The 19,913-nt window shown below is 53.3% G+C and carries 20 protein-coding genes; 2 read left to right on the forward strand and 18 right to left on the reverse strand.

What is annotated here, in order from left to right:
- The first annotated feature begins 114 nt into the window (after nt 1-114).
- On the forward strand, nt 115-735 hold the full coding sequence (locus SH410x_RS18630; RefSeq protein ID WP_473669769.1) for a transposase: 621 nt from the start codon (nt 115-117) through the stop codon (nt 733-735).
- 4 nt (nt 736-739) lie between these two features.
- On the opposite strand, the gene SH410x_RS18635 is transcribed toward SH410x_RS18630, so the two are convergent.
- The gene (locus SH410x_RS18635) at nt 740-2,893 is read right to left on the reverse strand and encodes a recombinase family protein (protein ID WP_473669771.1); all 2,154 of its coding nucleotides are present in this window, start codon (nt 2,891-2,893) and stop codon (nt 740-742) included.
- Between the two features lie 253 nt (nt 2,894-3,146).
- Between SH410x_RS18635 and SH410x_RS18640 the strand changes: the two genes are divergently transcribed.
- On the forward strand, nt 3,147-3,809 hold the full coding sequence (locus SH410x_RS18640; RefSeq protein WP_473669773.1) for a hypothetical protein: 663 nt from the start codon (nt 3,147-3,149) through the stop codon (nt 3,807-3,809).
- Nucleotides 3,810-4,054: 245 nt separating this feature from the next.
- Here the strand turns inward: SH410x_RS18640 and SH410x_RS18645 are convergent, their stop codons facing one another.
- From SH410x_RS18645 to SH410x_RS18725, 17 genes are all read right to left on the reverse strand, one after another.
- Nucleotides 4,055-5,293, reverse strand: a complete 1,239-nt coding sequence (locus SH410x_RS18645; RefSeq protein ID WP_473669774.1) for a TlpA family protein disulfide reductase — start codon at nt 5,291-5,293, stop codon at nt 4,055-4,057.
- 104 nt (nt 5,294-5,397) lie between these two features.
- Nucleotides 5,398-5,994 (reverse strand): hypothetical protein, encoded by a 597-nt coding sequence (locus SH410x_RS18650; protein ID WP_473669776.1) that lies wholly within the window; start codon nt 5,992-5,994, stop codon nt 5,398-5,400.
- A 142-nt stretch (nt 5,995-6,136) separates the two neighbouring features.
- Nucleotides 6,137-6,526 carry a hypothetical protein gene (locus SH410x_RS18655; protein WP_473669778.1) on the reverse strand — a complete coding sequence of 130 codons (390 nt, stop codon included), beginning with the start codon at nt 6,524-6,526 and terminating at the stop codon, nt 6,137-6,139.
- 193 nt (nt 6,527-6,719) lie between these two features.
- Entirely contained in the window at nt 6,720-7,487 is a 768-nt protein-coding gene (locus SH410x_RS18660; RefSeq protein WP_473669780.1) for a transposase, read from the reverse strand.
- Between the two features lie 446 nt (nt 7,488-7,933).
- Nucleotides 7,934-8,449, reverse strand: a complete 516-nt coding sequence (locus SH410x_RS18665) for a hypothetical protein (protein WP_473669782.1) — start codon at nt 8,447-8,449, stop codon at nt 7,934-7,936.
- A 34-nt stretch (nt 8,450-8,483) separates the two neighbouring features.
- Entirely contained in the window at nt 8,484-8,819 is a 336-nt protein-coding gene (locus SH410x_RS18670) for a hypothetical protein (RefSeq protein WP_473669784.1), read from the reverse strand.
- 357 nt (nt 8,820-9,176) lie between these two features.
- Nucleotides 9,177-9,758, reverse strand: coding sequence for a leucine-rich repeat domain-containing protein (locus SH410x_RS18675; RefSeq protein ID WP_473669786.1), 582 nt, complete (start codon nt 9,756-9,758; stop codon nt 9,177-9,179).
- Between the two features lie 668 nt (nt 9,759-10,426).
- On the reverse strand, nt 10,427-11,443 hold the full coding sequence (locus tag SH410x_RS18680; RefSeq protein ID WP_473677342.1) for a reverse transcriptase domain-containing protein: 1,017 nt from the start codon (nt 11,441-11,443) through the stop codon (nt 10,427-10,429).
- Between the two features lie 45 nt (nt 11,444-11,488).
- On the reverse strand, nt 11,489-12,025 hold the full coding sequence (locus SH410x_RS18685; protein WP_473669788.1) for a hypothetical protein: 537 nt from the start codon (nt 12,023-12,025) through the stop codon (nt 11,489-11,491).
- Between the two features lie 386 nt (nt 12,026-12,411).
- Nucleotides 12,412-12,858 carry a hypothetical protein gene (locus tag SH410x_RS18690; protein WP_473669790.1) on the reverse strand — a complete coding sequence of 149 codons (447 nt, stop codon included), beginning with the start codon at nt 12,856-12,858 and terminating at the stop codon, nt 12,412-12,414.
- Nucleotides 12,859-13,067: 209 nt separating this feature from the next.
- Nucleotides 13,068-13,742: a hypothetical protein gene (locus SH410x_RS18695; RefSeq protein WP_473669792.1), complete on the reverse strand. Its 675-nt coding sequence runs from the start codon at nt 13,740-13,742 to the stop codon at nt 13,068-13,070.
- A gap of 386 nt (nt 13,743-14,128) precedes the next feature.
- Nucleotides 14,129-14,713: a hypothetical protein gene (locus SH410x_RS18700; protein ID WP_473669794.1), complete on the reverse strand. Its 585-nt coding sequence runs from the start codon at nt 14,711-14,713 to the stop codon at nt 14,129-14,131.
- Nucleotides 14,714-15,083: 370 nt separating this feature from the next.
- Complete coding sequence (locus SH410x_RS18705) at nt 15,084-15,995, reverse strand: reverse transcriptase domain-containing protein (RefSeq protein ID WP_473677343.1); 912 nt, start codon at nt 15,993-15,995, stop codon at nt 15,084-15,086.
- 45 nt (nt 15,996-16,040) lie between these two features.
- Nucleotides 16,041-16,577 (reverse strand): hypothetical protein, encoded by a 537-nt coding sequence (locus SH410x_RS18710; protein WP_473669796.1) that lies wholly within the window; start codon nt 16,575-16,577, stop codon nt 16,041-16,043.
- A 494-nt stretch (nt 16,578-17,071) separates the two neighbouring features.
- Nucleotides 17,072-18,163, reverse strand: coding sequence for an IS630 family transposase (locus tag SH410x_RS18715; RefSeq protein ID WP_473668492.1), 1,092 nt, complete (start codon nt 18,161-18,163; stop codon nt 17,072-17,074).
- 22 nt (nt 18,164-18,185) lie between these two features.
- A complete protein-coding gene (locus SH410x_RS18720) occupies nt 18,186-19,277 on the reverse strand; it encodes an IS630 family transposase (RefSeq protein WP_473668492.1) in 1,092 nt (363 codons plus the stop codon).
- Nucleotides 19,278-19,428: 151 nt separating this feature from the next.
- Nucleotides 19,429-19,800: a hypothetical protein gene (locus SH410x_RS18725; RefSeq protein WP_473669798.1), complete on the reverse strand. Its 372-nt coding sequence runs from the start codon at nt 19,798-19,800 to the stop codon at nt 19,429-19,431.
- Nucleotides 19,801-19,913 lie beyond the last annotated feature (113 nt).

The raw sequence follows: 19,913 nt of genomic DNA on the forward strand, positions 1-19,913 counted from the left end.
TATATCAGCAGTATGTTCTAGCAGCTTTTTAATCAGCGGATTTTCAAAAGAGAGAATAGAGGGAGAATAGGGACAGGCAATAAATAGTTGCCTTCGATCGCGGATTGCATACCATTGCCGATGGTTTCGCTGCTCAAAACCGTGACGCTGATGGAGGTGATGAAGATGCCCAGGCAAGCTCGTGGGGAAGTGATCGATCCGAATGAGGTTCAGATCCTCCACTGTATCGAGAGGTGCGTCCGCAAGGCGTGGCTCTGTGGGACCGATCCCGTTACAGGAGAGTCCTTCGAGCACCGCAGGGGCTGGATCCGCGACCGAATGGAGTTCCTCGCCTCCGTGTTCGCGATCGATTGCCTGACGTTTTCGATCATGAGCAATCACCTGCACCTCGTCTTACGAAGTCGCCCGGACGTCGTCGCGGCGTGGTCGGACGAGGAGGTCGCCCAGCGTTGGCTGCGGCTGTTCCCCGCGCGTCGTAACCCTGACGGCAGCCCCGCCGTGCCGACGAGACCGGAACTGAACATGATCCTGAATCAGCCGGCGGTTCTTGCCTCGCGGCGTCAGCGATTGTCTGACGTGAGCTGGTACATGCGCTGTCTCGCCGAGCATATTGCCCGCCGCAGTAACGCCGAGGACAAAGCTCGCGGCCACTTTTGGAAACGTGCGGTGCCATGCGTCGAAACTCTCAATTGGAAGAAGTTGAATTTGTCGTGTGCTTACGCAGTAGCTGCGTGAGTTTCTAGCTTGTCTTTCGGACAGTACGTTGCGGGGTCCGAAGTGATTCTGGTGGTGCAGGGCGACCTTGACCGCTTTGGTGCTCAGATAACCGACGCAATCGCTGTACCTCGTTCTCGTCTGCCCAGAACAACCAGACGCGTCCGAACGGTCGTTGGTCGGCAATCGCCCAACCACGCGTCACCCAGTCTTTCAATTTTTTCTCAGCGACTCCAATCGCGGATGCGAGATCGCTACCAAGCCATTGGTCATCAAGTGGCTCGGGGGCAGTCAGTTGCTGACGACTTGTTGGATCGTCCGCTAGCAGCTTACCGATCATCGACGCTGAAATCGGCTTGGTGTGCCGCGGCGAACGATAGCCTTCTTGCTCAAGTATCTTGGCCACCTCAGGAGTTCGACGCCCTTCCAAAACCAACTCAAGCATACGTGTCATGAGTTCACGATAGTTGTCCATCTGCGGATACAGTGTGACCGTTCGTGTCATCTCGTAAACGCTCTCATATCCACCTCGCCACTGCAATCGAACGTCGACACGCTGAGTGTTGTTCTGGACCGCTACGATCACTTGTTGTAGTAGCAGTCGAATGATCTCTTTACGATCGACAATGCTTAACGATTCGTTCCAAAGTGAATGCACATCGCGAGAACACTGAAGGATCACATCGCGTTGAGCCTGTGCGAGTTTTGTTGAAACTTGGCCTCGTAGCTCGTTCAATTCCTGCTCAGTGGCTTGCAGTTCAATGAGCGACTGCTCCCAATTGTTTTCCAACTGTGCCGCTACCAAACGATTGGCCGGATCAACATGACGATAGCCTCGCTCAGCAACCTCAACTGCATAACGTGCTTGCTCGACGCGATCAACAAACAGTTTCTCCATTTGTTGCCTCCGCGTCTCTTCATTCTCGATCACTTGCAGGCTCAGTTCGACGCCTGCTGGCGAGAGAGCTTCAAGGATTTTACTTTCAACGAAGCTATCCAATATCTCACAACGAATCGAGCTGTGACATGGCGTGGCAGCGGCGACCGTTCGGTGGCGAAAGCAGCCATACATTGAATGAGAATTCTTCGGATAGTTGGCCGACAAGCGACGACCACAATGGCCGCACTTGATGATTCCACCTAACAACGCTGTGCCACCGCGAACCGGACCACTGCGGTCGGGACGACTATCGTTTTCGGCCAGACGTTGTTGGTTATCACAGTACTGCTGCCATGTAATGTAAGCAGGATGTCGATCAAGCAGTAGCACCTTCCACTGTTCGGGCGGAAGATGTTTTTTTGACGTTTTTTGTGGTGATTTAAGACCGTACTTTTTTTTACGTCCATAGCCATACGCGCCAGCGTAGAGCGGGTGTTTGAGCATCTCGTAAACGGTCGTCTTGGCCGCCAAACGCCAGTCGATCTCGTTCGTGACCCCTGCTTGTCGGTTGCGAAACGGAAGTCGAATGTGATGCTCAGACAAATAATGAAATAAGGCGTGAGAGCTACCAATCACTTGAAATTGTTCAAAGAATATTTTCATCACGTGACGTGCGGATTCGTCAGGATCGAGTTGTGGCATTCCACGCGCGTCGAGGACATAGCCAACCGGAACATCGTGAAACAACTCCCCGCGCTGAGCTTTGCTCAAACGCCCTCTTTCCAGTCGGACCTTCATGGTGTGCAGTTCCATCTCACTGATGATTCCCTTGAGGCCCAGGACGAGTCGATCGTTCGGATCATGGGGGTCAAAGACACCATCTTCATCTGCAATCAACGTATTGAAAATCGCACATACTTCAAACAGATCGCTCCAGTCCTTTGAGTTGCGAGCCAAGCGGCTCATTTCGAGTCCCGCGACAAGACCGACTTTTTGATCGGTGATTAATTCGAGCAGTCGGCGAAAACCTTCTCGCTGGGCGCTGCCGCTTCCGCTGAGACCAAGATCGTCATCAATGACCATCACTTTGTCGGGCTCCCAGCCCAGTGCAATGACACGATCTTTCATCGCGTACTGACGTGCGGTTGATTCCTGATGATCTCGTAGTTGGGCACAGGTGGACTGTCTGACATACACGGCCGCATCAAGCTCGAGATGCTCCGCCGTCACTTTCGGATGAAGGAAGTTCCTTGGGCTCGCTTCGAGAACTGCCTTCGCGCTAATTGCAAAATTATTCATCACTGTCCTCCTCGCCGCGGGGCGACTTCAGTGATGACTTGGCCGCTGCTTGCGACAGGAGTTGCAGAATTCGATGTTTGGTCTGCGGGTCGATCGCATGCTCCCACACGCGATCGAGAGGAACCGCTTTTACTATCGATGGCGACGATAGGCGCGGGGGGGGACAGCGGCGGGTTTTCCGTCGGGGCGCATGGGAGACCTTCCGTGATTTGTTTGCGGTGGTACCGCTCCAGCCAGCAAACGAGCGATTTGAGTGCGGAAAAGTCAATTATCCCGATTTGGTCAGATCGGCCAATCCCGATTTCCATCGCGTTGCGAGGGATGGTTCTGGGAAGGGCGTTTTCGGGCACAGGTACTCCTCGATGAAGCGAGTTTGTTGGCGTGTGCGGCCTACGTGGATCTCAACCCGATTCGTGCCGCCATGGCGGAAACGCCTGAATCAAGCAAGTACACCGGAGCCAAGGATCGGATTGACGACTTGACTCAATGCTCCGATCGGACCCGCCAAAGCACCCATGACTGGGAGCGAAGCCGCGGTCGCCAGCACAGTGGCTGGATGAGTCCAATCGAGATTGACGAGCAGAGCGATCCCGTCGGGCCGCACCTGGATCATTCGGGCAGACGAGGCAGCCTGAAAGGTTTCCTAAGTGTCTCGTTGGCGAGCTATCTGGAATTGCTCGACTGGACGGGCCGTCAACTCCGCAGTGACAAGGTCGGTGCGATCCCCTCGCACTTGCAGCCGATCCTCACACGCATCGGCTTGGATACCCATGCCTGGTGCGACGTCGTGAGCCGATTTGGGCGGGTGTTCAAGCGAGCAGCGGGCAGCCCAGAACACCTCGCCGAGGAAGCCAGCCGTCGCAGTCAAGGTTGGCTCTGCGCCCGTGACAACCCACTCGGGATATCTTCGGCCTGACCGTCTTCGGAAAACCTCCCACTTTGATTCCATCCGGGGTCGCTGCTGCGCCGATATTGGAGAATCGGATCAGAATCAGCCCGATGCTCGGTGGCGGCACTCTGCGAGGCCCCGATCGTAGTTAAATCGGCCGAAAAACAAGCCGCAGCCCGAGCTGAAAAGTGGGCAGCTGAAAAGTGGGTGGCCCTTTTCCTGTTCCTTTTCCTGTTCTTGTCAATCAGACCTTGCCAGTCCGCACGTGCATTTCATTGTTCGGCCTTGTCGAGGATCGCTTGCAGTGTCGACTCGTCTCCTTCAACGATTCGTCCGTCGGGATCGACGAGAACAACCGTACCGAGACCCGGGATTCCGTAGCGTTCCCAAGTGTTGAAGGTATTGTCGAGTACGATAGGGAACGGAATCTTCTTTCCCTTCCACACATGCGTTTTAACCGACGACAACGCTTTGTCCAATTTCGACATTTCGTCGATTTCGCCCGAGAAGTCTATGCAGACACCAATGACTTCGAATCTCTCCCTCGACTTTGCATTCCTTTCGTAGAAGTCCATCATCTTTGGGATCCCGCGAGCGAGACATGGAGCGCAACTCATGCCCCAGAAGTCGAGTATCACCCATTTTCCCCTTAAGGACTTCAGGTTCTGTTGATGGTCGATGCCACGCCCATCGACCGAATGCCACTCAGGTGCAGGCTCACCATAATGTTGCGTATAGTCTTTCCATCTCGCGGCTTCTTTTGATTCACGCTCCAAGACCTCGCGAGAAAGTGGCGCAAGCGTCAGATCCAGCATCCCAATATCCAGTGCGGTATCCGTACTCCGAACGGTGAATTTTGGGGCTGGATGAACGCGAAGATCAATGATGTCAGCGGCGGAATCGGAAACTCCGTAAGCATCCAGTCGGTAGTTACCCGGGGGCAAACTTACCTCAAAACGACGATCAAAAGATCCACACGAAATAAACCTATTGCTCGCAAGCGGATTTTTCTCATTAGGAGGAAGTTCTACATAGGCATGACACCAGTCGATTGATTTTCCTTCAACCGACGCACGAAATTCTGCCTTCACGGTGACAAGTCGAGCAAGCCGCATGACAATCGTGGGCTCTTTATCGACATTGTCAGATACATCAGTGATGCATCCGTACTTCCGATCTGAAGTCAGGGCAAACAAAACGCGATCTCTTGAGCTTAGCGAGATTGTAAACGTGCCGTTAGCATTCGTTTCAGTGGACTCAGTGGACTCAGTTGAGTCCATTTGACCAAGCCGTCCCCAATACTCTCGCAATTGCGTCTTGTCCCGCAAATCGAACTCAGTACCGTCCGACTTTTTTGCACTTCCATTTGCTCGCCAAAAAGTTGCTACCGATACATCCGCAACAGGCTTCCCTTCTGCATCAACGACTCGGCCTGATATCGATCGCTCCTGCGAGAACCCAAGTTGAGCACCGAAGGTAATCAAAGCCATCATCGCAACAAGATATTTCATTTTCACTCCGATGGCCGAACGACAGCGGTAACGGGGCCGCCGCCAAGAAGCTATGATTTCAAAACACGCGTTATCGGCGGCTCCCGTTCACCGCATGGTTCTGCCTATTCATCATTGCTGTGTGACGTGACACGCTCTCGAGGTGGCGGCCCAATCAGGACGGCCACATAAGCTAGCGGCTTTTCACCCGGAATCGCCTTTCTTTTTCCGCGGGCATAATAAGGCAGCACCGGCTCAACGGCTCGAGTGCCAGGTTCATCCACCAGTGTGACCTTCGTCTCGTGTCCCCCGCCTGGATCCCAGCCACCAACGAGAACCAACACTCGGCCATCTTTGCGTTCAGGAAGGTCGCCGCCGACAGGGCAAAAACTACCAGAATTCTTGCCGACAAGGCTACCACTCCAGATGCGATTGTCGACTTCATCGTCCTCAAGCAGCCCGTCACAAACAGGCACCCAGTCTGTGACAGCGAAATACTCGGACTCGCCCAGCTCTTTGAGTTGCTCTGCAACCCAGGACTCGACGACGGGTCCATCCTGCTTCGGGGTGCGAGCGGTGACCGGCATGATCACCTTGACGAACACCTGGTTGAATCGCTGCCGCGCGATCGACGCAGGCGTTGGATTCTGGGCGGGTAGCTCAGAAGCAAAGGTCGTGAGCGTGTAGAGAACCAGCAACAGCGCGAAGCTACGACATCTCATTCTGGACCTCATAACGTGTTAGTGTGACTAAATTTTTGGCAGAACGGTACGCGTAACCGGGAACGCGCAGGAAAGTTTCTAACGACCAAATCGCTCAACTCGCGTTCTCCGGTTCACGCGATGGTTACCCGCCGTGGTGAATTCAAGCACGAACGAACCCGCTTAGGATGGATAGCCCCATCCCAAGCCACGGCAAAACCGCCCACCCATTAAACCAAATACGGTCAGGCAGCGAAATGTCCGGTAAGCACTTACGATAAACGAAAACAGAAACGAGCAAGACGGGAACCGAAAGGCCACACGCCATCGCAGGCACGATGAACAGTTCGTAGAGTTCCGGGTTTGAGGTGTCGCCAGTGAGAAGGCTGAGCGCCCCAAGCATCGAAAGCAAACCGAGCGGGACGAGCAAAAGCGATAGCACACGAAGCACCCAGACCAGCAAACGCGGGTTATCGAGTGGATCGCCGTCGAACACAACAGGGTCTGCGGCGGCTGATGATTCAGTTGGCGGTTGGTATGGCGAATGTTGCAACGGAGCCGACAGGTTTGTTGGGAGTGCATCAGTCGGGTAACGAATTGCGATCTATCCGCATGTCAGGCGTAGAAAAAGCTCAACTTTGTCGGTTGGGCTGCTCGCCTGACGTGCGGATAGATCGTGCGTTGAACTTTGTCGCCACACTGCTGGGCTCGCGTACCGAGTGATGCGGCGGTGGCGACCACGAACTCTATTCTATCGCGTAGTAACTGCCAAATTCTAGTCCTGGGAGCATTGGCTGGCTGCTTGGGGCACTCACTGGATCCAGCGTCACCGCCGCGACTGCGTATGCACCTTCTACCTGATGTTTCAGGTACCAGTCGTAAAAACCGTCACCATTGGCACCGTCCCAGAACGCTCGATCTGATCCTTGCAACGAACCGGAGTACCAGGCTGGCATCGTTTTGCTGCCACGTGAAAATATCTCTCGCCAAGATGGACGCGGAGTCGTCGATACCACTCGCAGGGTCGCCTGCTCGCAACGCGGGCACGTTGGCTGCGTCGATCTTGGTTCGGTGGCCTCAGGTTCCGCGGGTGGGAACTCCATCGCGCCGGCGGCATACGGTAGCTCGGCGGCGTTGATGTCGTCGATGCAACGCTGCTGGTAACTCGCTTGTTGACGATTGCTCCAACCACCAAAGTATCGTGTCTTCGTCAGCTGATCAGGCTGGATATGGATGCACCAACTACGTACGAATTCGAGTGTGGTGAGCGTCACCGGAACTTGCCTTGACTCACCGCCCTGCTTGGTTCCCTCGCGAGCCATGAACGTCACTTCATATTCATCCGCCGCGACGACGCGTGAATTGCTGATCGGACCGCCCGTTAAGTAGCGAGTCAGGTAACGCACCAAGTCGCTCGGCCCGCTCGATCCCGAGGGCGGCGGTTGGATGTAGCTGCCCCACTCCAGCGACGAAAGATGTTCTAGCAGCGAATTCCAGGCAGCGTCTTCCCGCAAGTCGCCAAACTCACTAGTCGACTACTCGCCGACGAAGCTACCGTCAGGGGCCATGATAAACGAATCCGAGGCGTCGGGCAGGTGTATTGAAAGTATCTGTCGGAAAGGAACCGCGGGAGGCGTCGTGATGTCGCCACAAACCCGGATGTCGCCACCATGTCGATCGTCCCAAAAAACGTCAAATGAAAGATGGAATCCTGTGCCGTCATCGAATACGCCATCATGCGTTGCGAGGCAGTCGTGTTTAGAACGGGGTCGATTGAGCTCTGAAGCAAGTGCCTCGTATGTCCATGCGCGAAAGCGATCGAGGTGCTCCGCGAGGATCAACCGTTTGTCGTCAGTGTCCATGATTTGTCGGCGAACGTCTGCAATCATCCGGTCGCGACGAGAGATTTTCAGTTGTCAAAACGCCCGACTTCGCAACTCAGGTGCAGTGCTTGTTTCATCTACTTCTTTCGCTTCAAAACGAGGCGCACCTCACCGTCGGTTGGATTGTCGTCGAATGACGAAGGCGGCCGGAAATCACGAAAATATTGGCCCTCGAGTCCTTGTCCACAGTATTTCAGGGCGAGATGAAGCTCCTCGTCTGTCCATTTGTAGATTCCGACAAACCAGAAAACCATGATTTGATTGTTGACGTCGACAATGTCATCTAGTTTCTTCCCACCCAATCTTTGAAGCTCACGGTACGGATTTTCTTTGTTGTCTTTGGGGATTCTAAACTCAAGGGGTTGGGGAACGCCTTTCGCGACGCCCGAACCGCTGAGCGTGAACCTATCGCCGTCTACATTGACAAGGATTTCTGGTGGCTTATCTGAGCGATCGGATTCCGTATGCATCGACGTGACCACCCAATCGCCTTGGAACTTCGAGTACCGCTTTGGAGTTTCATCCGGCTTTGGATCCTGCGCATATCCGATGCACGTTGTTGTAAGAAGGAGGACGATCGCTGTAAGTCTCATCGGTGAATTTCTGTAGGCGAACGTAGAGACCACTTTATTCCGGTGCATCGCCATCGTTATCCGCCGATTTCGACCCGCCCTCGATCGCGGATGGCGTATAGCCTACGATCGCCACATCGGGCTTGAGGTGGGCAATCGCATCGATGACAAGATGAACCGGATTGCCGTAGTAAAACGTCAGGTCGTACTCGCGTCCATCAGTTGTGATCAGCGTGCAGCGCTGGCCTCCTTCGTGCAAGGCGTCAATTCGGACGGAGTCCAGTTCGTGCAACGGAAGTGTGAACGATGAGCCACGCAGAGGAGTGGGACAGAAGCATTCGATGAGGCGTGAAGTAACACGGCAGACGAATGATTGGCGTCGAACCAACATCCAGAAAATCCCCCAAAGCCAGATCATCGCGTTCACGGCGAAGAGGATTGCGATTATTGAAATCGCGAACGTCCTAAGCGGTGTCACGTCGATAGAGCTTGCAGAATAGGCCAGGAATCCACAGAGCGCCGAAATAGATGTGAGCGCAAAGACAGATATGGCGAGGTCGCGAAGCCAAGACCGTTGGTGTTCCATTCGGCTGTGCAGGTTCCATGGATTTCAGTCGGGGAACGGCGGAATTCACCGATGCGGGGGCAGCTAGGATATCCATTTCAAATTCGGCTGCAAGACCCGCTCCGTGTGAATGCCATGGTTCGTCGCGAATGCTCTGCGCAGTTTTGAAACGCTATTGGACCATCATGTTTTATGAACTTTACAATTATCTAGCGTCGCTGAAATTTCTTGGATGCCCTCAGGCGTCACTTCAGTGTCATTGATCCAAAGATACCGAAGGTTTGCGAGTCTACAAAGCGAAGGGACAGATTGATCTGAGATGCAATTTGAGCTTAATGACAAACCAATCAACTGCGTGGCCCGAGCAATCATCGATACACCCTGATCTGTAATTCCACAATTTGGTAATTTGACCCAGCGGAGCGACGAAGAAGTCGAAATATGCCTGGCCGCCTCATCGCCGAGAAGCGAATTGTTGCAGTCCGCTATTCCGATGATCCGGGGAAGTGCCGAAACGCTCGCAACACCGGAATGCGTGAATTGTGAATCAACATTTGTGAAGTGGAAAATATTAAACTCGGCAAGCCTTGGAAGGCTCGATAGCCATTTTGTGTCGGAGTCGTTGAATCGATGCGTCACGGAAACCGACCACACTCGCCCTCGCGACGTGAGAGCAAAACGTGAGTTGAGTTCAGCGAGCGATTCAACGCCAATTCGATCCTCGGCATGAGGCGTAAAGTCGTTGGTAATAACTCGACGTTTCATGCAATTGGTAAGGTGTGATCAAGTCGACGAACGGAACGGATCAGCGAGGTCCGGCGAACGAGCAACCATTGTAGGAAAACGTTCAACCGGACTTTCGTTGCATCCGATGGTTCGCCGTATTGTGAATCGCCGTCTGGGTCATCGAGACGCAATTCCCATCTCGCGGTCATTGGCAGCTCTACCGATCAACCGACGAGTGAGTAGTGAGGCAGCTAGGACAGGAAGCCCTAAGATGGCCGCACCCGCTGCAGCATTGAAGAAAGCGATGCCGAGAAGCGATCCTGCGAGTGTCGGCACAATAATCCACAGTAGTACGTTTCGCTCCTTGTGGCGTCGCCTCGGGCGGTTGGAGCTCTGTTCATCATCGTGTGGAGATTGCATTTGATGCCTCAGCAACGAGTGATAGTGAGTAAAAACAAATCTTGACTGCAGTCGGCGAACGGCGGGGATCACCGAGGCCGCGCGAACGACTCAGACCAAACCGGTTGACCAGGCTCGCGGCCTTCGCGGAGAGTAGACCGGGGTCTCTTTGGTTTAGGTTACGCTTTGTGTTCACTGTTTGCCACTGGTTTCCCGTTGTGGTGTCACAATATTTGAACCTTGCCGCATTGACCCTCGGCCCCTCGCAGATCCGGACGTGCCGCGTTACAGCATCCGGCTCCCAGATGTCACTTGTCCCTCGCACTCAGCAACTCACGGTTCATCGCGATCAGGTCCTTCAATTTGGTCGGCCCCGCCAAGGGATGAAGTTCCGTGAAGCGATTGAAATCGTCCCAGTTCACATAGCTCTTCTGACTCCGACGGCTCAAGTGACGCTTCGCCATCCGACGAACCTTGCTACGGTAAGCCATCAGCATCGGCCAATTGTCATTGATGCCGTAATACTGATAATGACCGCGAAGTTTCATGTTAAGCGTTTGCCACATTTCGCCGACCGGTGTCGACAGCTGATGATGAAACCACAGACGCATCTCCATCAACTTCACACGAAGTTTCTTGCCTGACGTTCTCCGCTTCAGTTTGAACTTCCCTGCACGCGACTGGCCACAGTAATGAGTTAATCCGAGGAAGTCGAACGTGCTCGGCGCGCCTTCGCCACGTCGCTGGTGATCGCGACGTGCAAAACGTCCGAACCGGATCAACTTGGTTTTCTCCTCGGCGACTGACAACGAGTAACGGCCCAGTCGCTTAGGCAACACCGCTTGGTATCTCATCGCATCGGTTTCGAGCTCAAAACAACACACAAAATCATCAGCGAAGCGAATGATTTCCGCTTCTCCTCTGAGTCGCGGTTTGACTTCACGCTCGAACCACTCATCCAACACATAATGTAAATACACATTGGCGAGCAGCGGTGAGAGACTGGCTCCTTGCGGAACGCCGTCTTCGGTGGCCTGCAACCGGCCTTCGATCATCACCCCTGCTTTCAGAAAACGTACGATCAGCCGCAGCAACTTCGGATCGCTAATGCGTCGCCGCAGTAGCTCTTCGAGGTGCTGGTGTGACACGTTATCAAAGAATCCCTTGATGTCAGCATCACTGATCCAGTTTACTTTCCGCGTGGCGATGAATCCTCCCAGCGTCGACAATGCCTCGTGACAAGATTTGCCTGGACGGCAAGGATGCCATGAACAATAAGTGACGGGTTTACCGTAGTGGATCTTGTTAAAGATCCTGTTCTGGATGGATCTTTAACAAGATCCACTACGCCAGTTATTGATCCCGCGTTCCTAACCATACGAAGTTTCGTAAAAGTCTACTTCGTAGATTTGCTCCAGGATCATCACGACTGCGCGTTGGACAAGTTTGTCCTCCACGCAAGCGATACCGAGCGGTCGCGTTTTCCCATTCCCTTTGGGAATGTTCTTTCGCAAGCTCGGCTGCGGGCGATACGAGCCTCGATGGAGTCGCGTGAGTAGACCGCGAAGGTTCGCTTCGAGATCTGCTTCGTACTCTTCCACCGTGACGTTACCGACACCAGGCACTTTGCCTCGTTTGAGTCGGCGAAACGCGTACCACAACAGCTCATGAGTGAGCAGCGAGAAGAGGTTATTGAAAACCCCTTCGTGGTTCGCTTTCGCTCTCTGAGAGATGCGATCCAGCCGAGTTAGCACCGAGTCTCCGTCACTGAGTACGGTCGGTGCCCGGTCTGGACCGCGTGTCATCCCGATCCGCTTCCCTGCTCCGATATTACTCGGCATGTCGCGTCCCGATTGGCATTCGGGCCGCTGCGGTACTACTGGATCGTCCGATTCCCTGAAAGTCATTTGTCTTCGTTGTTTATTCCACTTCTAGGACATACTCGATCGATCGAGATCGGAAGTCGCGAATCGATCAAGAACCTCAGGGCCTCACTGGTTGCCTGAATGACATGGTGTGTAGCGTGAGCGGGGCGCGGACTCCGGATCTCCACTCACAGCTTGCCGGTAGTGCTGTGAGCAATGTTGTCTTAAGGCATGCACAAACCTTGGGCAGATTCAACAGTTACAAAATTTCGGAGCTAATCCCGTTCACGGCCGCAGGGCTACCTGCGATCCATTCACCCTCACTACCTTTCTGGGTACGCTTCAACCAACGACTTCGGCAACACGCCTTATATGTTGGCTGCAACACTCGATACCGGGCGTGTGGCTAGCACTTACCCAGACGGGATTCACACCCGCTTGTCAATCAGACCTTGCCAGTCCGCACGTGCATTTTTTTTTGGTTCTGCCTTCGTCCTCAACGCTTCACGTATTGCATCAATGACAGGGATTATCGAGCTCCCGATCAAAAGCGACGCGACCGTAAGCATAACTCCGGTGACGGTGGCAACAACGAATCCGCCGAATTCCGTTGTGATTTGTTCACGTTCCCATCCGTTGATCTCAGCGTGACCAATCGCGTCAGCTAGAGTTACGGCAAGAAACCCCGACAACATATGAAGCAGGGGAAACGCTTGAGTCAGCGCGATGAACATCGCGCCAACGAGTACGCGTTTGGCGAATTGAGGTCGCCGAATGCATACACCCCAACCGACAATAGCAAATACTAGGATGGTCAACGCAACGCCGACCTTGCCGTTGTCGCGTATCAAATGCGATCCGAGATACAGCGGCATAACAAGGTTTGCCGCGAGCAAGACTGGCCAAGCGAGCACAGTCAGTGGCGACCAACTCCGCCCGATTGCAGAACCGGTATCTGCTTGTCGTTCAGTCGGAGGTTGATACGGGTTTACCATTGGCGATTTGTCGTAGCAGAACGGCAGCCGTAACCGGGCGGCGACTAAAGATTGTCCAATTCAGAACCGCTCGACTTCGCCGCTCCGGTTCACGGCTTGGTTCTGTGCTCTTCGCCATTGTTTGCACTCGACATATCTTCGGAGAGCCACACCAGTAATCCGTCGGTGAGCGCCGGTTCGTTCGACGGGGGGATTTGCCGTCGATTGTAGAATACCCGCTTACGCAACAAGACAAATGGTTCACCTGATCTCTCCACGGAAACCGTTCTATACACTTGCTCGAAATGTGATCCCGAACCACCTTCAGTAAGCCATCTGTTTGCGTCTTCAGGAAATAGTCGATAGGTAGTCACACCATCGCACGAGAGGCTACTTCGCCATTTTCCGTCTGGCTGTTTGTCTAGCATGACAGTCACGACGAATTCCCCTGGACCAACGATTTCGTATCCGTTCGTTTCCGGAAACTCTTCTTTTGATATCTGGTGGGTTTCGTGCGCAAGGCAGACTTTTCTCCCTTCGGGAATATAGACACGCCATTTCCAGGCTAGCGGATAGTCCGTTGCCATCTGAATCGCGTGAATTTGCTTTACATCGCTGATTGTCAGCTGCCCCGTTTCGTCACGTAATGCTTGCACTTCTTCCCGCATCGGTATGAGTTCAGAATTTGCCTGCCAGAGAGCGATCCCCATCGCAAATATGGTCACCAACAGCAGCAGCGTCAGGAGGGAAATGCGTGGACGGCGAGGTGGCATCAAGGCGTGCATAGAAGTTAGAATTCGAGATGGTACCGTGAGCCGCGATGGCTTGGCACAGAACGTTTAAGTTCACCCGTTCGGCTAGGCTGAGTTGACCCCTCGAAACCGTGTTCCGCCGAATCGTGGTGCAACGACTTTGTTGCACTGGCATCGATGCCATTTTCAGAGCGTCAGATTCACCGAATTGAGGCGGTCTCGAGAGCTTAGAACTTTACCACTTCGACCCAAGTCTGCAAAGCGATTAGTTGCCCCAACCGAGAGATATTGAAACTCCAAGACAACCCCGCAAGGCCAGTTCAACGGCCGCGATCAGCGGGCCGGGAAGGTTGATTATCCATTCGTTAAAACCTGCAAGCCCGGCGCCGTTGCATCGCATGGTTCGCCGCTCTTCCGTGTCACATTGTGGCAGGAGGTGAGTAAGGATTATCCGATGGTGTAGCGTCGTGGTCAACCAAGACGAGATCGTGGGAGTCAGCATCGGTCGAGTTTGCCGTAGAAACCCAGGACACGACAACAAAGAGAATCGAGAGTACGTGTAGCGTTGGATAGCCGATAAGCCAGACAAAGGCAAAATCGTCGGCCAGACCACGCGGGAGATTGCCATACGGCCAATTACCCATCGCGCCGCCAAGCATCGGCATGAGAAAAAGAAAAGGAACATACAACACCGGCAGTACGCACGAGACGTGTTGTGAGAACGAGTTTGCAGTGCGAAATTGGCGAACAATTAACCACCACCAACCAAGAGTTGCGAAGGGCATCGCAAGATACACAGGGAAGACTAGCTGGACCGTTGAGTCAGTCGTCAACGCGGTAAACAGCGATTGATTAACAAGATAGGTGAAAAACCAAGAAGCGACTTCTGGTGCCGCGTATCGGGGAGCAGGCTGGCGTTTGCGAAAGAGAAGGATCAGGAGGTGAACGACGCCGCCTAGCGTGAAGACTGTCGCAAGAAAAAGGTATCCGAAGAAACCGGGCATTCGATAGCTTGGAAGTTAAGGTCTCAGTTAGTCGGCGAACGCCAGCGGTAACGGGGCCGCCGCCAAAAATCTGTGATTTCAAAACCCGCGTCATCGGCGGCTCCCGGAGAGTAGACCGGGGTCTCTTTGGTTTAGGTTATGCTTTGTGTTCACTGTTTGCCACTGGTTTCCCGTTGTGGTGTCACAATATTTCAACCTTGCCTCATTGACCCTCGGCCCCTCGCAGATCCGGACGTGCCGCGTTACAGCATCCGGCTCCCAGATGTCACTTGTCCCTCGCACTCAGCAACTCACGGTTCATCGCGATCAGGTCTTTCAATTTGGTCGGCCCCGCCAAGGGATGAAGTTCCGTGAAGCGATTGAAATCGTCCTAGTTCACATAGCTCTTCTGACTCCGACGGCTCAAGTGACGCTTCGCCATCCGACGAACCTTGCTACGGTAAGCCATCAGCATCGGCCAATTGTCATTGATGCCGTAATACTGATAGTGACCGCGAAGTTTCATGTTAAGCGTTTGCCACATCTCGCCGACCGGTGTCGACAGCTGATGATGAAACCACAGACGCATCTCCATCAACTTCACACGAAGTTTCTTTCCTGACGTTCTCCGCTTCAGCTTGAACTTTCCTGCCCGCGACAGGCCACAGTAATGAGTGAATCCGAGGAAGTCGAACGTGCTCGGCGCGCCTTCGCCACGTCGCTGGTGATCGCGACTCGCAAAACGTCCAAAACGGATCAACTTGGTTTTCTCCTCGGCGACTGACAACGAGTAACGGCCCAGTCGCTTAGGCAACACCGCTTGGTATCTCATCGCATCGGTTTCGAGCTCAAAACAACACACAAAATCATCAGCGAAGCGAATGATTTCCGCTTCTCCTCTGAGTCGCGGTTTGACTTCACGCTCGAACCACTCATCCAACACATAATGTAAATACACATTGGCGAGCAGCGGTGAGAGACTGGCTCCTTGCGGAACGCCGTCTTCGGTGGCCTGCAACCGGCCTTCGATCATCACCCCTGCTTTCAGAAAACATACGATCAGCCGCAGCAACTTCGGATCGCTAATGCGTCGTCGCAGTAGCTCTTCGAGGTGCTGGTGTGACACGTTATCAAAGAATCCCTTGATGTCAGCATCACTGATCCAGTTTACTTTCCGCGTGGCGATGAATCCTCCCAGCGTCGACAATGCCTCGTGACAAGATTTGCCTGGACGGCAAGGATGCCATGAACAATAAGTGACGGGTTTACCGTAGTGGATCTTGTTAAAGATCCTGTTCTGGATGGATCTTTAACAAGATCCACTACGCCAGTTATTGATCCCGCGTTCCTAACCATACGAAGTTTCGTAAAAGTCTACTTCGTAGATTTGCTCCAGGATCATCACGACTGCGCGTTGGACAAGTTTGTCCTCCACGCAAGCGATACCGAGCGGTCGCGTTTTCCCATTCCCCTTGGGGATGTTCTTTCGCAAGCTCGGCTGCGGGCGATACGAGCCTCGATAGAGTCGCGTGAGTAGACCGCGAAGGTTCGCTTCGAGATCTGCTTCGTACTCTTCCACCGTGACGTTATCGACACCAGGCACTTTGCCTCGTTTGAGTCGGCGAAAGGCATACCACAACAGCTCATGAGTGAGCAGCGAAAAGAGGTTGTTAAAAACCCCTTCGTGGTCAGCCTTCGCTCTCTGAGAGATGCGATCCAGCCGGGTTAGCACCGAGTCTCCGTCACTGAGTACGGTCGGTGCCCGGTCTGGACCGCGTGTCATCCCGATCCGCTTCCCTGCTCCGATATTACTCGGCATGTCGCGTCCCGATTGGCATTCGGGCCGCTGCGGTACTACTGGATCGTCCGATTCCCTGAGCGTCATTTGTCTTCGTTGTTTATTCCACTTCTAGGACATACTCGATCGATCGAGATCGGAAGTCGCGAATCGATCAAGAACCTCAGGGCCTCACTGGTTGCCTGATTGACATGGTGTGTAGCGCGAGCGGGGCGCGGACTCCGGATCTCCACTCACAGCTTGCCGGTAGCGCTGTGAGCAATGTTGCCTTAAGGCATGCACAAACCTTGGGCAGATTCAACAGTTACAAAATTTCGGAGCTAATCCCGTTCACGGTCACAGGGCTACCTGTGATCCATTCACCCTCACTACCTTTCTGTGTACGCTTCAACCAACGACTTCGGCAACACGCCTTATACGTTGGCTGCAACACTCGATACCGGGCGTGTGGCTAGCACTTACCCAGACGGGATTCACACCCGCTTGTCAATCAGACCTTGCCAGTCCGCACGTGCATGTCATTGTTCCCCGCTCTGTTCGTGTTGGCTGGGTAACGTCGATGATAAGCACGTCGGGTGAATTTATTCGGCATAATTAAAAAGCGTAGGCATATACGACACTTCTCCAAACTCATTGAGTGTTTTCGTAAGTGTGTTTAGCAGTGTACTGAAGCGCTCCCAGGCGCCAGCGGGGAGCAGTTGGTACTTGAGTTTTTTCCAAAGCATTTCAATTGCATTCAGCTCTGGACTGTATGGCGGCAGATGGTAGATGTAGAGTCCTTTCTCTGCCCAGTCTTCCATGCGAGTTTGAAATGCTCCGCTCGTGTGGACTGAGGCATTGTCAAGGACCACAACAGTTGGACCGTCGATTGTTTGGCAATAATCATCGAAAATTGCAATCACCATTTCGCTGTTCACGTAGCCTTTGTGGAGATAGGTGTGGGTTTCACCGTCTTGACCCTGAAACCCAATCGCTTGAACGTTGCTGCCGTGTGCCCCGGTTACGGGTATTTCGTAGCGTCGACCGATCGGTTGCCATCCGTAGGGAACAACTCCTTTGAGCGAGAAACCCGCCTCGTCAAAGTAAACAACGTTCAAATCCGGTTCTTCGAGAAACTCGGCTAGCTCTTCCTTGGCCAATTGAAATTTCTTTTCATCCCGTTTTTGCCGCAAACTTCGACGATAACGTTTCCAACTCAGCCGAAACCGCCTCGCGTATTCTCGCAGAGTGGGTCGCTTGATTTCCTTGCCGGTTTTTTCTTTCAGCTCTTTCAGCACCTTGGCTGGTCGATTCGGGTATTTTCGAAGTAGTCGCCGGAGAGTTTGCTGCTCTGAGGCGTTGAGTATCGGCGGCGCACCGGGATGCTCGGAGTCTTCAAGTGCGTCGGGGCCGCCTTCTGAAAATCTGTCAATCCAACTGGATACCGAATCTCGATCCACGCCAAAGATATCGACAAGGGAACTTATTTCGTACTGTTGGTCGCTGAGTAAGATTGCGTGCGCACGAACTCGCGTATAGTGGCAATGATGACTTTTCCACATTTCCGTCAGTTGCTGTTTTTGCTCGACTGAGCCAATTTGTGCGAATTTTGTAGAGGGGCGTGCCATTTGAATCTCCCGGTTCGTGAAACAGGGAGAAACATGATGCTTCGCATAATCTCGACCATCGAGCATTTGCTAAGCACGTCGGGTGAATTTATTCGGCATAATTAAAAAGCGTAGGCATATACGACACTTCTCCAAACTCATTGAGTGTTTTCGTAAGTGTGTTTAGCAGTGTACTGAAGCGCTCCCAGGCGCCAGCGGGGAGCAGTTGGTACTTGAGTTTTTTCCAAAGCATTTCAATTGCATTCAGCTCTGGACTGTATGGCGGCAGATGGTAGATGTAGAGTCCTTTCTCTGCCCAGTCTTCCATGCGAGTTTGAAATGCTCCGCTCGTGTGGACTGAGGCATTGTCAAGGACCACAACAGTTGGACCGTCGATTGTTTGGCAATAATCATCGAAAATTGCAATCACCATTTCGCTGTTCACGTAGCCTTTGTGGAGATAGGTGTGGGTTTCACCGTCTTGACCCTGAAACCCAATCGCTTGAACGTTGCTGCCGTGTGCCCCGGTTACGGGTATTTCGTAGCGTCGACCGATCGGTTGCCATCCGTAGGGAACAACTCCTTTGAGCGAGAAACCCGCCTCGTCAAAGTAAACAACGTTCAAATCCGGTTCTTCGAGAAACTCGGCTAGCTCTTCCTTGGCCAATTGAAATTTCTTTTCATCCCGTTTTTGCCGCAAACTTCGACGATAACGTTTCCAACTCAGCCGAAACCGCCTCGCGTATTCTCGCAGAGTGGGTCGCTTGATTTCCTTGCCGGTTTTTTCTTTCAGCTCTTTCAGCACCTTGGCTGGTCGATTCGGGTATTTTCGAAGTAGTCGCCGGAGAGTTTGCTGCTCTGAGGCGTTGAGTATCGGCGGCGCACCGGGATGCTCGGAGTCTTCAAGTGCGTCGGGGCCGCCTTCTGAAAATCTGTCAATCCAACTGGATACCGAATCTCGATCCACGCCAAAGATATCGACAAGGGAACTTATTTCGTACTGTTGGTCGCTGAGTAAGATTGCGTGCGCACGAACTCGCGTATAGTGGCAATGATGACTTTTCCACATTTCCGTCAGTTGCTGTTTTTGCTCGACTGAGCCAATTTGTGCGAATTTTGTAGAGGGGCGTGCCATTTGAATCTCCCGGTTCGTGAAACAGGGAGAAACATGATGCTTCGCATAATCTCGACCATCGAGCATTTGCTAGCAAATCAGAAAGGATTCCCAACTCAACATGGGTGCAAAAAGCTTGCCAGTTATACCGAAATACTTACCCAGATGTGCTTAGCAAATCAGAAAGGATTCCCAACTCAACATGGGTGCAAAAAGCTTGCCAGTTATACCGAAATACTTACCCAGATGTGCTTAGCACAATGCCGTGACCAACAATGCGTCCGCCCTCGCGAACAGTAAAGGTGCTCCCGGTTTGAAGCGTGGAGTAGTCGACGCGGGGATAGTACATGAGTCGAAGCGGATATTGGCCGGAACCAGTTGCGGGATCAGTGACCGACAATGCCGGTTCGAAAAGTACGCCCATGTAGTGTTCGAGAGAATGATTGTTCGCGTCAGTTCTCGCTTTGCGGTTTGCTCGATCGTCGATCGCTAGATGCGGCATGTATCGGGAATCGGGTTCGATCGTGATGCCCCGAGTGCGGCCACCCTCGGCTGATGAGAGCATCACAATTTCGGCGACAATTCGCGGTTGAGCCTCAACATCGATCATCGGTGCGAATGCCAGTCGGGGAACGATGCGGATCACCCGGTCGGCGCGAGAGATCTTCCATTGTCAAAACGCCCGACTCGCCGACTCGGGGAGAGTAGACCGGGGTCTCTTTG

The organism is Rhodopirellula sp. SH410 (genome assembly GCF_055811895.1).

What these genes read in the sequence shown, in the direction of transcription:
- SH410x_RS18695 (WP_473669792.1), bottom strand. Translation starts at nt 13,742, where the DNA reads ATGCACGCCTTGATGCCACCTCGCCGTCCACGCATTTCCCTCCTGACG.
- SH410x_RS18720 (WP_473668492.1), bottom strand. Translation starts at nt 19,277, where the DNA reads ATGCTCGATGGTCGAGATTATGCGAAGCATCATGTTTCTCCCTGTTTC.
- SH410x_RS18690 (WP_473669790.1), bottom strand. Translation starts at nt 12,858, where the DNA reads ATGCCGCTGTATCTCGGATCGCATTTGATACGCGACAACGGCAAGGTC.
- SH410x_RS18700 (WP_473669794.1), bottom strand. Translation starts at nt 14,713, where the DNA reads ATGCCCGGTTTCTTCGGATACCTTTTTCTTGCGACAGTCTTCACGCTA.
- SH410x_RS18650 (WP_473669776.1), bottom strand. Translation starts at nt 5,994, where the DNA reads ATGAGATGTCGTAGCTTCGCGCTGTTGCTGGTTCTCTACACGCTCACG.
- SH410x_RS18710 (WP_473669796.1), bottom strand. Translation starts at nt 16,577, where the DNA reads ATGACGCTCAGGGAATCGGACGATCCAGTAGTACCGCAGCGGCCCGAA.
- SH410x_RS18715 (WP_473668492.1), bottom strand. Translation starts at nt 18,163, where the DNA reads ATGCTCGATGGTCGAGATTATGCGAAGCATCATGTTTCTCCCTGTTTC.
- SH410x_RS18725 (WP_473669798.1), bottom strand. Translation starts at nt 19,800, where the DNA reads ATGATCGATGTTGAGGCTCAACCGCGAATTGTCGCCGAAATTGTGATG.
- SH410x_RS18665 (WP_473669782.1), bottom strand. Translation starts at nt 8,449, where the DNA reads ATGAGACTTACAGCGATCGTCCTCCTTCTTACAACAACGTGCATCGGA.
- SH410x_RS18645 (WP_473669774.1), bottom strand. Translation starts at nt 5,293, where the DNA reads ATGAAATATCTTGTTGCGATGATGGCTTTGATTACCTTCGGTGCTCAA.
- SH410x_RS18670 (WP_473669784.1), bottom strand. Translation starts at nt 8,819, where the DNA reads ATGTTGGTTCGACGCCAATCATTCGTCTGCCGTGTTACTTCACGCCTC.
- SH410x_RS18685 (WP_473669788.1), bottom strand. Translation starts at nt 12,025, where the DNA reads ATGACTTTCAGGGAATCGGACGATCCAGTAGTACCGCAGCGGCCCGAA.
- SH410x_RS18635 (WP_473669771.1), bottom strand. Translation starts at nt 2,893, where the DNA reads ATGAATAATTTTGCAATTAGCGCGAAGGCAGTTCTCGAAGCGAGCCCA.
- SH410x_RS18675 (WP_473669786.1), bottom strand. Translation starts at nt 9,758, where the DNA reads ATGAAACGTCGAGTTATTACCAACGACTTTACGCCTCATGCCGAGGAT.